General features: G+C 73.2%; 10 protein-coding genes. 3 read left to right on the top strand and 7 right to left on the bottom strand.

Annotation, left to right across the window (positions count from 1 at the left end):
• The first annotated feature begins 20 nt into the window (after positions 1 to 20).
• Together AMK13_RS02690 and ybaK are read left to right on the top strand one after the other, a co-directional pair.
• Positions 21 to 758, top strand: a complete 738-nt coding sequence (locus AMK13_RS02690) for an LON peptidase substrate-binding domain-containing protein (protein WP_198959308.1) — start codon at positions 21 to 23, stop codon at positions 756 to 758.
• A gap of 40 nt (positions 759 to 798) precedes the next feature.
• Positions 799 to 1,293 (top strand): Cys-tRNA(Pro) deacylase, encoded by a 495-nt coding sequence (gene ybaK / locus AMK13_RS02685; protein ID WP_074000932.1) that lies wholly within the window; start codon positions 799 to 801, stop codon positions 1,291 to 1,293.
• Positions 1,294 to 1,387: 94 nt separating this feature from the next.
• Here the strand turns inward: ybaK and AMK13_RS02680 are convergent, their stop codons facing one another.
• The 6 genes from AMK13_RS02680 to AMK13_RS02655 form a co-directional block, all read right to left on the bottom strand.
• On the bottom strand, positions 1,388 to 2,209 hold the full coding sequence (locus AMK13_RS02680; protein WP_143204464.1) for a hypothetical protein: 822 nt from the start codon (positions 2,207 to 2,209) through the stop codon (positions 1,388 to 1,390).
• Positions 2,210 to 2,311: 102 nt separating this feature from the next.
• Positions 2,312 to 3,121, bottom strand: a complete 810-nt coding sequence (locus AMK13_RS02675; RefSeq protein WP_074000930.1) for an ABC transporter permease — start codon at positions 3,119 to 3,121, stop codon at positions 2,312 to 2,314.
• Positions 3,118 to 4,116: an ABC transporter ATP-binding protein gene (locus AMK13_RS02670; protein ID WP_234348270.1), complete on the bottom strand. Its 999-nt coding sequence runs from the start codon at positions 4,114 to 4,116 to the stop codon at positions 3,118 to 3,120. Before AMK13_RS02670 ends, AMK13_RS02675 begins: the two co-directional genes overlap by 4 nt.
• Before the next feature lie 163 nt (positions 4,117 to 4,279).
• A complete protein-coding gene (locus AMK13_RS02665) occupies positions 4,280 to 5,560 on the bottom strand; it encodes an NYN domain-containing protein (RefSeq protein WP_049650375.1) in 1,281 nt (426 codons plus the stop codon).
• 349 nt (positions 5,561 to 5,909) lie between these two features.
• Positions 5,910 to 6,941 carry an aspartate-semialdehyde dehydrogenase gene (locus AMK13_RS02660; RefSeq protein ID WP_074000929.1) on the bottom strand — a complete coding sequence of 344 codons (1,032 nt, stop codon included), beginning with the start codon at positions 6,939 to 6,941 and terminating at the stop codon, positions 5,910 to 5,912.
• Positions 6,942 to 7,043: 102 nt separating this feature from the next.
• On the bottom strand, positions 7,044 to 7,931 hold the full coding sequence (locus AMK13_RS02655; protein WP_074000928.1) for a dihydrodipicolinate synthase family protein: 888 nt from the start codon (positions 7,929 to 7,931) through the stop codon (positions 7,044 to 7,046).
• 93 nt (positions 7,932 to 8,024) lie between these two features.
• On the opposite strand from AMK13_RS02655, the gene AMK13_RS02650 reads away from it, so the two are divergent.
• Positions 8,025 to 8,912, top strand: a complete 888-nt coding sequence (locus AMK13_RS02650; RefSeq protein WP_049649550.1) for a LysR family transcriptional regulator — start codon at positions 8,025 to 8,027, stop codon at positions 8,910 to 8,912.
• Positions 8,913 to 8,984: 72 nt separating this feature from the next.
• Here AMK13_RS02650 and dnaE read toward each other — a convergent pair whose 3' ends face one another.
• Positions 8,985 to 12,518 (bottom strand): DNA polymerase III subunit alpha, encoded by a 3,534-nt coding sequence (gene dnaE / locus AMK13_RS02645; protein WP_049649549.1) that lies wholly within the window; start codon positions 12,516 to 12,518, stop codon positions 8,985 to 8,987.
• Positions 12,519 to 12,607: the final 89 nt, after the last annotated feature.

Raw genomic sequence — 12,607 nt, 5'->3', positions numbered from 1 at the left:
CCCCCGTCCGGGGAACTACGCTGTCCGCCGTGACAGAACGGCTGCCGCTCTTCCCGCTGAACACCGTGCTCTACCCGGGCCTGGTGCTGCCCCTGAACGTCTTCGAGGAGCGCTACCGCCGTCTCGTCGCCGATCTGCTCGAACAGCCCGAGGACACCCCCCGGCGGTTCGGCGTGCTCGCGATCAGGGACGGCCGGGAGGTCGCCCGGGTCAGGCCCGAGGAGGGCCCGGCCGGTCCGCTGGACGGCCTCGGCACCGTCACCGGGGACCCGCTGGAGGCGGTCTTCCAGGTCGGCTGCGTCGCCGACATCGCCTCCGTCCAGCACCAGCCGGACGGCCGCTACGAGCTGCTGGTCACCGGCACCACCCGGTTCCGGCTGCGCTCGGTGGACGTCTCCGGCCCGTACCTGACCGGGGAGACGGAGCTGATCGAGGAGCGCCCGGGCGAGGGCTCCGGCGCACTGGCCTCCGAGGTCGAGCGGGCGTTCCGGGTCTACCAGAAGCGCCTGGCCGGCGCCCGCGAGGCGAGCACCGTCGGCCACCAGGAGCTCCCGGACGACCCCCAGGTGCTCTCCTACCTGATCGCCGCCGCCTCGGTGTTCGAGACCCCGGTCAAGCAGCAGCTGCTCGCCTGCCCGGACACCGCCCAACGGCTGCGCGCCGAGCTCGACCTGCTGCGCCGCGAGTCGGCCGTCCTCAGCTGGCTGCCGTCGCTGCCCGCCGTCGACCTCACCCGCCAGTCCTTCAGCCCGAACTGACCGAGGACCCCAAGGACCTCAAGGACCCCGAGGACCCCGCATGGCCAAGAAGACCAGGAAGGGCGGCCAGGGCACACCCGCCACCGTCGCCCTGGAAACCGCCGCCGTCCCGTTCACGGTGCACGCCTACGACCACGACCCGGCCGCCGCCTCCTACGGCGGCGAGGCCGCCGAGGTCCTCGGCATCGCCCCCGAGCGGGTCTTCAAGACCCTCGTCGCCGACGTGGACGGCACCCTCACCGTCGGTGTGGTCCCGGTCGCCGGCCAGCTCGACCTCAAGGCCCTGGCGGCGGCCGTCGGCGGCAAGCGCGCCGCCATGGCCGACCCGGCCGCCGCCGAGCGCAGCAGCGGCTACGTCCTCGGCGGCATCTCCCCGCTGGGGCAGCGCCGGCCGCTGCGCACCGTCGTCGACGTCAGCGCGCTCGGCCACCCCACCGTCTACGTCTCGGCGGGCCGCCGCGGCCTCGAAGTCGAACTGGCCCCCACCGACCTCGTCGCCCTCACGAGGGCCGACACCGCCCCCATCGCCCGCTGAGCCCCCTCCCCGGGGGAAAGCCCCTCCCCCGGGGGAAAAGCGAGGGCGCGGGGCCGGTGCGGGACGACCCGCACCACCCCGCGCCCGACCACGCTCAACGCTCCGTACCGCTCCCCGGACCGTTTCCGGCGCCGCTCCCCGCACCCGGCCCGGCCCACGGCCCGGTCGGTGCCTGCGCAGAAGGCCCCGCCGAGGGCCCCGCCGAGGGCCCCACCGAGGGCCCCACCGGAGGCATCACCGGGGGCCCCGCCAGCGGAGCCTGCGCCACCGGTGCCCAGTACGGCGGCGGGTCCTCCTCCCGCTTCCCGAACGCGGCCGAGAGCAGGAGCAGCACCACCATCGCCGTCATCGGCCAGACCAGCAGCGCCCCCAGCGCCCCCAGGTCGATGCCCGCGTCGAAGTGCCCGCCGTTGCCGACCCGCCGGGCCTCGCCGATCAGGTCGCCGCTCGGCCCGAGCCACCGCCCGATCCGCCAGGCCCCGATCGATCCGAGCAGCCCGCCGACGGCCAGTCCCAGCGCGACCGCGATGCCGCCGCCGCGCCGCCGGGTCACCAGGAAGGCGCCGAGCGCGGTCAGGATCCCGGCCCCCAGGCCGATCAGCACGAACACCGCGTCGGCCCCGGCCCGCTGCTCGCCCTCGGGGTCGGCGTAGAGGATGCGGTCGCCGTCCACCACCAGCGGCACCTTCGGCGCCAGCCAGGCCCACAGCCCGGCCATCACCAGACCGGCCACCAGGCAGGCGACCACGACGCCCGCCCCGACCCGGACCTCCGGCAGCAGCCGCCGCCCCAGCGGAATCGTCCCGTGCCCGAGGGCGGTGGCCCCGTACGGCGGCGCGAACGGGTCGGGCGCTGCGTCCGGCACCGCCTGCACATCGGCGGGCGCGGGATCCGGAGGTGTGTTCGGTACGGTCACGCGCCCCATCGTTTCACGACGGCCACCCGGACGACCCACCCGTACCCGCCACCGTGCCCACCGGTCGTGGGCCCGCTACGCGACGCCCGGCCGCGGGACGCCCTACCGCGAGACCGCCCGCCGGTACGCCCAGGTGGCGACGGCCAGCGACACCACGCCCACCCCCGCGCAGACCGCCAGGTCCACGAGCACCAGCGCCCAGTCCGGGTCCGGCGCGAAGGTCCGCGCGAAGGCGTCCACCCCGTACGTGGACGGCAGCAGGTCCCGCAGCCACTGCACCGGCTGCGGCAGGTGGTCCACCGGCAGCACGCCCAGCAGCAGGGCGGCCGACATCCCGAGCTGCCCGAGCATCGTCGCGAGCTCCTGGCGCGGCGCCAGCAGCCCGCAGGCCGCCCCCAGCCCCGACAGCGCGGCCCCGGCCAGCGGCACGACCGCCAGCAGCACCCACAGCTGCCCGAGCGGCAGGCCGAACATCACCGCCCCGAACGCCGCCGTGGCGAGCGTCCCGGGCAGCGTGAAGGAGGCGTACGCGGCGGCCGTCCCCAGCACCACCGAGGCGGCCGGCACCGGAAGCGTCGCGTAGTGGTCGAGCCCGCCGGTGGCCCGCAGCTTCCCGAAGTACTGGGCGAGCAGGTTCAGCGCGACGAACGCCACCACCAGCACGCTGGACCCGGCGACCACCGACCGCGCCGCCGAGGACTGCCCGGCGTCCACCACGCCCCGCATCATCACCAGGATGCCGACGGACTGGAAGGTGGCCACGAACAGCAGCGGGATGCGCGCCACCCGTGCCCGGGCGAGCTGCGCCCGGTACACGGCCGCGAGCGCCGGCAGCAGCCTGGCCGCGGGGGCGAGCGGGGCGGGGGCGGCCGTGGACCGGTCGGTCCGCGGCGGCACCGAGAGCAGCGTCACTTGGCCAGTCCTCCGTGGCGGCCGCCCAGCTTGAGGTAGGCGTCCTCAAGGCTCGGGGTGGCGAGGGTGAAGTCGTCGAGCGCGGCGAAGGCCGGGCCGGTGGTGACGGCGGCGACCAGTTCGCGGGCCTGCTCGGGGGTGGTGCGGACGGTCCAGCGGCGCCCGGTGCACTCGGCCCGTTCGCGCAGCGCGGCGACGGCGGGCACGCCGAGCGGCGCCTCGTCCCGCCAGACCAGGTCGAGCCGGACGTCGCCGTCCACCAGCGCCTTGAGCCCGCCGGGCGTGTCGCAGGCGATCACCCGGCCGTCGTCGACCACGGCGACCCGGTCGAGCACCGTCTCGGCCTCGATCACGTTGTGGGTGACCAGCAGCACCGTCGTCCCGTGCTCGGCGCGCCGCCGGTCCACGGCGCTCCACACGGCCCGCCGGGCGACCGGGTCCATGCCGGTGGTGGGCTCGTCCAGGACGAGCAGCGGGCGCTCCCCCACCAGGGTGGCCGCGAAGCAGGCGAGCCGCCGCTGTCCGCCGGACAGCTTGGCGAGCGGCCGGGCGGCGATCGGCTCCAGCCCGAGTTCGGTCAGCACGTCGGCGGCCGCGCCGCGGGCCTGCGCCCGGGTGAGTCCGCGCAGCCGCCCGGTGGTCTCGGCGGCGAGCGCGACCGTCAGCTCGTCCAGCGCGGTGGATTCCTGCCCGAGGTAGCCGAGCAGCCGGGCGGCCCGCTCGGGGTGCCGCACGATGTCGTGGCCGAGGAGTTCGACGGAGCCCGAGTCGGGGCGCAGCAGTCCGGTGAGCTGGCGCACCAGCGTCGACTTGCCGGCTCCGTTCGGCCCGAGCAGCCCGAAGACCTCGCCCTGGCGGACGGTGAGGCTGATCCCGTCGTTGGCCCGGATCTCGGTGGCGGCCGCGCCGCGTCCGCTGCGGTAGGTCCTGACCAGGTCGCGCACGGCCACGCACGGCAGGGGTTCCTCGGGTGCTCGCCCCGCCGTCTCGCTCACGACCGAAGACTCTACGCGCTCATACGGGCGAACCGGACAACGGGGCCCCGCCCGCGCCCGGGCCGCCGACCTGGCGGGTCGTCCGCCGGGCCGCCGCGGCCCTCGGACCCCCTCGGTCGTCGCGCCGCCCCGGCCGTCGGGCCCGCTCGGTCCGCCGCCCGGCTCAGTCGTCGACGACCATCGACCCGCCCGGCACCCGCGCCGCCAGTTCCTTCCAGAACCCGGCCCGGATGGCGTAGCGGTCGTGCTCGTCGATCTGGTCGTCCTTGTGCGCCAGCAGCCCGAAGCGGGCGGCGTAGCGCAGCAGCTCGCCGTCCACCCGGTGCGGGATGCGCGGGTAGTCGGGCCAGAGCATGGTCAGTCTTTCCGCGTCGCCGACGCGTTCGCTCCAGCGGCGGGCGAAGACCTGCCCGACCTCGTGGGCGTCGCCGCCGATGGAGGTGATGTCCTCCTCGCGGTCGGCCCAGCGCTGCTCGGCGGTGGTGAGCTGGGCGAGGGTGGGCAGGCTGTCGCCGGCGGTGACGGCGGGCTCCGGGACGGGCCGGTCCACCCAGCCGCGGTCGGAGGACCAGCGCAGCACCGGCCCGGTCTGCGCGACGGCCCCGTTCCCGTTCACGCCGTGGCCGTTGCTGCCGTTCGCCACCGGGGTGAGCGCGGTGACCGGGGTGACGGAGGAGGCCCGCCCGGCCAGGTCCTTCGGTGTCGGTACGACCTTGAGCGCGGCCGCGGCCGGCTGCGGCTGTCCGTCGGTGGCGGGGGCGTCCGCCGGGGCCGCGGCCGTGGCCGCCGGGCGGACCACCGGCGGCACCACGGTGGGCAGCGGGGCGGCCGGCGGGGCGGCGAGGATCTTGGCGATCTCCTGCCGGGCCCCCGGGGCCGGGAACATGCTGGAGTGCTCCCGCAGGGAGAAGGACCCCTCGATCCACTCCCGGTCGAGCACCCGCCGCTCGTCCGCCTCGCCGACCAGGTCCTCGGACTGGTTGAAGTCGCCGTCGGCGGCCTGGAGGGCCCACAGGTGGACGGCCACCCCGTGCTCCTTGGCGGTCATCATGCCGGGCAGCAGGTCCCCGTCGCCGGTGATCAGCACGACGTCGGCGCAGGCCCGGTTGCGGGCGAGTTCGGAGAGTTCGGCGTGCATCGCGGCGTCCACGCCCTTCTGCACCCAGCGCCCCTCGGCCCGGGTGAGGGCGCCGAGCCGTACGGTGACCCGGGGCAGTACCCGCAGCCGCCGGTGCTCGGGCATCGGGCGCCGGTCGGGCGCGGCGTCGAACCAGTAGATCCGCAGCAGCGGCAGGCCTGTCTCGGCCTCGGCGCGTTCGCGCAGTGCGGCGATCAGGGCCGTGTGGTTCACGGTGACCTTGGAGCGGGACGGATCCCCCGCGAGCAGGCTGGCGGCGGCGCCCAGCAGATATCCGGCGTCCACCAGGACGACACAGCGGTCCATCGCGCACCTCTTTTCGCTCGCCCTCGGAATCAGTCGGGTGGGTCGATTCGGGAATGGGCGGTCCGCCCGCCGTCCGGGCGTGCCGAGGTGAGGGGCCCCCGTCGTCGCCCGATCGTTGGGTCACCTTTTACCCGCGGTTCGCCTGCCGAACCTCGCCGGTTGTCCCGGTAGCGCAACGGCCGTCCCAACGAGGAGCAAACAAAAGCGAAGGCGGGCCCCGTACAACGACGGGGCCCGCCCGAGGTCACGCGGCGGTGGTCCGGCCAATGTCCCGGCCGGTGGTTCACCCCGGTGGCGCTCAGCCGATGGGGTTCACCCGGAGGCGCTCAGCCCTTGAGCTCAGGGGCGCTCAGCCCCTGAGCTCGGCGGCGACCAGCTCGGCCAGCTGGACGGCGTTCAGCGCGGCGCCCTTGCGCAGGTTGTCGTTCGAGACGAACAGCGACAGGCCGTTGTCCACCGTCTCGTCCACCCGGATGCGGCCGACGTAGCTCGGGTCCTGGCCGGCGGCCTGGAGCGGGGTGGGGATGTCGGACAGCTCGACGCCGGGGGCGCCGGTGAGCAGCTCGACGGCCCGCTCGGGGCTGATCGGGCGCTCGAAGCGGGCGTTGATCTGCAGCGAGTGGCCGGAGAAGACCGGGACGCGCACGCAGGTGCCGGAGACCTTCAGCTCCGGGATGCCGAGGATCTTGCGGCTCTCGTGGCGGAGCTTCTGCTCCTCGTCGGTCTCGTTGGAGCCGTCGTCCACGAGGGAGCCGGCCAGCGGCACCACGTTGAAGGCGATCGGCCGCTGGTAGACCTTGGGCTCCGGGAACTCGACGGCGGCGCCGTCGTGGGCGAGCGCGGCGGCGCCGAGCTCCACGACCTTGGCGGCCTGGTCCTGGAGCTCCGCGACGCCGGCCACACCGCTGCCGGAGACGGCCTGGTAGGTGGAGACGACGAGCGCGGCCAGGCCGGCCTCCTCGTGCAGCGGGCGCAGCACGGGCATGGCGGCCATGGTGGTGCAGTTCGGGTTGGCGATGATGCCCTTGGGGCGGTCCGCGACGGCCTCCGGGTTGACCTCGGAGACGACCAGCGGGACCTCGGGGTCGCGGCGCCAGGCGGAGGAGTTGTCGATCACGACGGCACCGGCCGCGGCGACCTTGGGGGCCAGGGCCTTGGAGGTCGAGCCGCCCGCCGAGAAGATCACGATGTCCAGGCCGGTGTAGTCGGCCGTGGCCGCGTCCTCGACGGTGACCTCGGTGCCCTGCCAGGGCAGCGTGCGCCCGGCCGAGCGGGCCGAGGCGAACAGCCGCAGCTGCTCCACCGGAACGTTGCGCTCCGCCAGGATCTCGCGGACCACGCCGCCGACCTGGCCGGTGGCACCGACAATGCCGATCTTCATCTCCGACTACTCCTCTGAAAGGTGCTGTTCACAGCCGCACTCCGCCCATCATGCCTTGTCACGGGCGTCGTACGACCTGGCGTTCCACGACGTGAGAGTGCGCTAGTGGTCCAGACCACTAGCGAGGGCCAGCGCCGCCTCCACCTCGGCCCGCCCCGCCGGCAGCAGCGGCAGCCGCACGTCCGGGGTCGGGATCCGGCCCTGGGCGTGCAGCACGCCCTTGGTCACCGTCGGGTTCGGCGCCGTGAAGGCGGACAGCGCCAGCCCGGTCAGCCGGTGCCCGAGCGCCCGGGCCCGCGCCACGTCCCCGGCCTGCCAGGCCTCCGTCAGCTCGACGAACCGGGCGGTCGCCAGGTGCGCGGAGGCGAGGATGCCGCCGGCCGCGCCGAGCGCCAGCATCGGCGAGAGGAAGGCGTCCTCGCCGGTCAGGAAGGCGAACCCCTCGGGGGCGTCGGCGAGCAGCTCGGCGGCCGTCTGGTCCAGCCCGCCGGTCGCGTACTTGACGCCCACCACGCCCCCGATCGCGGCGAGTTCGCGCAGCGCGGCGGTGGAGAGCTGCTGCCCGGTGCGGTACGGGATGTGGTAGACGACCAGCGGCAGCGGGCTGCTCGCGGCCAGCGCCCGGAAGTGCGCGACCGTCCCGGCCTCGCCGGCCCGGACGAAGGACGGCGTGGTGACCAGCGCCGCCGCCCCCGGCACCCGCGCGCCGAGCGCGGCCAGCGCCTCGCCGACGGTCCGGGTGTCGCCGCCGGAGGCGCCGACGGTCAGCTGGGCCCCCCGCGCGGCGCAGGCGGCCGCGGCGACGTCGACCACCGCGTCCCGCTCCCCCGCGGTCAGCGCGGCCGGCTCGCCGGTGGTGCCGAGGGCGACCAGCCCGGCCGCCCCGGCGTCCAGGACCTCGTGCGCGAGCTTCTCCAGCGCGTCGAGGGCGACGGAGCCGTCGGCGGCGAACGGGGTGACCAGGGGGACGTGGATGCCCTTGAGTTCCATGCCCACGATCCTGCGGCCCCCTGATCGCCCAGGTCCAGTTCACATTTCCGACGCTTCTCGTAAGCTCAGCCGATGCTCGGCTAGCCTGGACGGATGCTGGACGTCCGACGCCTGCGCCTGCTGCGCGAACTCGCCCACCTCGGCACCATCGCGGCCGTCGCCGAGGCGCTCTCCTTCAGCCCCTCGGCGGTGTCCCAGCAGCTGTCCGTCCTGGAGAAGGAGGCGGGCGTCCCGCTGCTGGAGCGCACCGGGCGGCGGGTCACCCTCACCCCGGCGGGGCGCAACCTCGTCCGGCACGCCGAGGCGGTGCTCGCCCTGCTGGAGCAGGCCGGTGCCGAACTCGCCCACGCCAAGCGGGGGTTGGCCGGTCCGCTGCGGATCGGCACCTACCCCTCGGCGGCCCGGGCGATCATCCCGGCGGTGCTCGCGGAGCTGGCCGGCTGGCACCCGGGGCTGGAGCCGATGGTCACCGAGGTGGACCCGGCGGCCGTCGGCGCGGCGCTGCGGGCGGGCGAGCTGGACGTGGCGCTGGTGCACGAGTACGACCTCGTCCCGACCGACCCGGAGCCGGGCCTCGCGGTGACCCGCCCGGTCTTCACCGAGCCCATGTACCTGGCCGCCCGCGTCCCGGGCACCGTCGCCGAGCAGCGCGGCGCGCCGTGGATCATGTCCTCGCCCGGCACGCTCTGCCACACCATGGCCGTCCGCGCCTGCGAGGCGGCGGGCTTCGCGCCCCGCATCCGGCACCAGATCGACGACTTCACGACCGTGCTGGCCCTGGTGGCGGCCGGCCAGGGCGTCGCCCTGGTCCCCCAGCTGGGCACGGCCGGCCTCCCGCCCGGCGTCGTCCTCACCCGCCTGCCGATGTACCGCCGCACCCGCGCCGCGTTCCGCGCCGGCGCCGGCTCCCACCCGGCCATCTCCGCCTTCGTCTCGGCCCTGCACACGGCGGTCCCCCCGGGCCTCGGCGGCGGCACCTGACGGGCCCCTCCCCCGTACGCGAAAGGCCCGGGTGTCCGCCGCAGCGAACGCCCCGGGCCTTCCGCTCCCGTCCTAGCCCGCCAGGCAGCTCGGCCCGAGCAGCTGCTTCAGGTCCCCGAACAGCGCCGGGTCGGACTTCACCCGGTGCCGGTCGAGCCGCAGCACCGTGGTCTTGTCGCGGCCCTCCAGCCGCACCCGCACCTCGGTGGTGCCCCGGTGGCTCCCGAGCACCTCGCCGAGCCGGGCCACCAGCGGCGGGGTGACCTTCGCGCTCGGGATGAGGATGGTGATCGGCGCCTCGGCGTGCGCGTTCGACAGGTCGGGGACGGACAGCTCCATCCCCATCAGCCGCGGCACGTCCTCCCGCTTGTCCAGCTTGCCGCGCACGAAGACGACGGCGTCCTCGGCCAGCTGCGAGGAGACCAGCTGGTAGCTGGCCGGGAAGAACATGCAGTCGATGGAGCCGGCCAGGTCCTCGACGGTCGCGATCGCCCAGGCGTTGCCCTGCTTGGTCATCTTCCGCTGGAGGCCCGAGATGATGCCGCCGATGGTGACGATCGTCCCGTCCGGCCGCTCCGCGAGGTCGGCCACCGCGCAGTCCGCCTTGTCGGCGAGCACGTGCTCGATGCCGTGCAGCGGGTGCGAGGAGACGTAGAGGCCGAGCATCTCCCGCTCCTGGGTGAGCAGGAAGGACTTCTCCCACTCCTCCTCGGAGAAGACGACGTCCAGTCCGAAGCTCGGCTCCTCGGAGGCGGTGTCGCCGCCGAAGAGGTCGTACTGTCCGACCGCCTGCTTGCGCTTCACGTCGACGACGTTGTCGATCATCGGCTCGAACTGGGCGCTCAGGCCCTTGCGGGTGTGGCCGAGCGAGTCGAAGGCGCCAGCCTTGATCAGCGATTCGACGGTCCGCTTGTTGCAGACCACCGACTCCACCTTGTCCAGGAAGTCGGGGAAGGACGCGAACTTCCCCTTGGCCTTCCGGGTCCGGATCATCGAGTCGACGACCGGCCCGCCGACGTTGCGGATGGCGGTCAGGCCGAACCGGACCAGGGTGTCACCGTGCGGGGTGAAGTCCGAGTCCGACTCGTTGACGTCCGGCGGCAGCACCTGGATGCCCATCTTGCGGCACTCGTTGAGGTAGACCGCGGACTTGTCCTTGTCGTCCTTGACGGAGGTGAGCAGCCCGGACATGTACTCGGCCGGGTAGTTGGCCTTGAGGTAGGCGGTCCAGTACGAGACCAGCCCGTAGCCGGCGGTGTGCGCTTTGTTGAACGCGTAGCCGGAGAAGGGGACGAGGACGTCCCACACGGCCTGGATGGCCGCGTCGGAGTAACCGCGCTCGCGGCAGCCCTTCTGGAAGGGGACGAACTCCGCCTCCAGGATCTCCTTCTTCTTCTTGCCCATGGCGCGGCGCAGCAGGTCGGCCTGGCCGAGCGAGTAGCCGGCCAGGATCTGCGCGGCCTTCTGCACCTGCTCCTGGTAGACGATCAGGCCGTACGTCGGCCGGAGCACCTCCTCCAGGGGCTTCTCCAGCTCCGGGTGGATCGGGGTGATCTCCTGCTGGCCGTTCTTGCGCAGCGCGTAGTTGGTGTGGGAGTTGACGCCCATCGGGCCGGGCCGGTACAGCGCCAGGACGGCGGAGATGTCCTCGAAGTTGTCGGGCTTCATCAGGCGCAGCAGCGAGCGCATGGGGCCGCCGTCGAGCTGGAAGACGCCGAGCGTGTCGCCGCGGGCGAGGAGTTCGTAGGTCGGCTTGTCGTCCAGGGGCAGATCAAGCAGGTTGATCTTGACGCCCTTGTTCTTCTCGATCGCCTTGACGGCGTCGTCCATGATCGTCAGGTTGCGCAGGCCGAGGAAGTCCATCTTGAGGAGGCCGAGGCCCTCACAAGTCGGATAGTCGAACTGCGTGATGGTGACGCCGTCGGTGTGCCGGGTCCAGACCGGGATGTGGTCGGTCAGCGGCTCCGCGGACATGATGACGCCGGCGGCGTGCACGCCGGGCTGACGGATCAGGCCCTCGATGCCGCGCGCGGTGTCGATGACCTTCCGGACGTCCGGGTCGTTCTCGTACAGCCCGCGGATCTCGCCGGCCTCGCTGTAGCGGGGGTGCGAGGAGTCGGTGATGCCGGAGAGCGGGATTCCCTTGCCCATCACGTCCGGCGGCATCGCCTTGGTGATCCGGTCGCCCATCGCGTACGGGTAGCCGAGGACCCGCGAGGAGTCCTTGATGGCGGCCTTCGCCTTGATGGTGCCGTAGGTGACGATCATGGCGACCTTGTCGGATCCCCACTTCTCGGTCACGTAGCGGATCACGTCACCGCGTCGGCGCTCGTCGAAGTCGATGTCGACATCGGGCATCGAGATGCGCTCGGGGTTGAGGAAGCGCTCGAAGATCAGGCCGTGCGGGATCGGGTCGAGGTCGGTGATGCCCATCGCGTACGCGACCAGCGAACCGGCCGCCGAACCACGGCCCGGGCCGACCGCGATGCCCTGGCTCTTGGCCCACATGATGAAGTCGGCGACCACGAGGAAGTACGCCGGGAACCCCATCTGGATGATGGTGTCCATCTCGTACTCGGCGAGCTTCTTGTGCTCCTCGTCGTACCCGTTCGGGAAGCGCCAGTCCATGCCCTTCCACACCTGGGACTTGAAGAAGTCCGCCTCGGACTCGAAGCCCTCCGGGATCGGGAAGCGCGGCATGAGGTTCTTGAACTTGAACATGCCCTCGGTGTCGACCCGGGAGGCGACGAGGAGTTGGCTGTTGCGGCAGCCCTCCTGCCAGGCGTCCGAGGAGTCGAGGGCGTACATCTCGGCGGCCGACTTGATGTAGTAGCCGGTGCCGTCGAAGCGGAAGCGGTCCGGGTCCGAGAGGTTCTTGCCGGTCTGGACGCAGAGCAGCAGGTCGTGCGCCCCGGCGTCGGCCTCGGTGGTGTAGTGCGAGTCGTTGGTGACGACCGGCGGGATGTCCAGCTTCCTGCTGATCTCCAGCAGCCCGTCGCGGACCCGCTTCTCGATGTCGAGGCCGTGGTCCATCAGCTCCAGGAAGTAGTTCTCCTTGCCGAAGATGTCCTGGTAGTCGGCGGCGGACTTCAGCGCCTCGTCGAACTGGCCCAGGCGCAGCCGGGTCTGCACCTCGCCGGAGGGGCAGCCGGTGGTGGCCATCAGGCCGCCGGACAGCTCGGCGATCAGCTCCTTGTCCATCCGGGGCCACTTCACCAGCCAGCCCTCGGAGTACGAGCGCGAGGTCAGCTTGAAGAGGTTGTGCAGGCCCTCCTTGTTGCGGGCCCAGATGGTCTTGTGGGTGTACGCGCCGGACGCCGAGACGTCGTCCCGCTTCTGGTGCGGCTGGCCCCACAGGATGCGCTTGGTGTTCGAGCGGGACTCCGGGGCGACGTACGCCTCGATGCCGATGACGGGGGTGATGCCCGCGTCGGTCGCCTGCCGGTGGAACTCGGCGGCGCCGTACATGTTGCCGTGGTCGGTCATGGCCACATGGGTCTGACCGAGGCGCTCGACCTCCTTGAACATCTGCTTCAGCCGGGCGGCACCGTCCAGCATCGAGTACTCGGTGTGGACGTGCAGATGCGCGAACGGCTGGTCGCTCAAGGCGGGGCCTCCGGAGGCTCTGGTGCTGATCTGGCTGGCCGGCGAACGTGCAGGTCACAGGGGGTTCCCCTGGAAATGGATGTGGCCCG

Source organism: Streptomyces sp. CB02056, assembly GCF_001905545.1.
In the GTDB taxonomy this organism is placed as follows: domain Bacteria; phylum Actinomycetota; class Actinomycetes; order Streptomycetales; family Streptomycetaceae; genus Kitasatospora.
This window is presented reverse-complemented; position numbering and strand designations above follow the sequence as displayed.

Bases quoted from the DNA above. Each gene is read 5' to 3' on its own strand.
- AMK13_RS02655 (WP_074000928.1), bottom strand. From the start codon at position 7,931: ATGGAACTCAAGGGCATCCACGTCCCCCTGGTCACCCCGTTCGCCGCC.
- AMK13_RS02665 (WP_049650375.1), bottom strand. From the start codon at position 5,560: ATGGACCGCTGTGTCGTCCTGGTGGACGCCGGATATCTGCTGGGCGCC.
- AMK13_RS02660 (WP_074000929.1), bottom strand. From the start codon at position 6,941: ATGAAGATCGGCATTGTCGGTGCCACCGGCCAGGTCGGCGGCGTGGTC.
- AMK13_RS02650 (WP_049649550.1), top strand. From the start codon at position 8,025: ATGCTGGACGTCCGACGCCTGCGCCTGCTGCGCGAACTCGCCCACCTC.
- ybaK (WP_074000932.1), top strand. From the start codon at position 799: ATGGCCAAGAAGACCAGGAAGGGCGGCCAGGGCACACCCGCCACCGTC.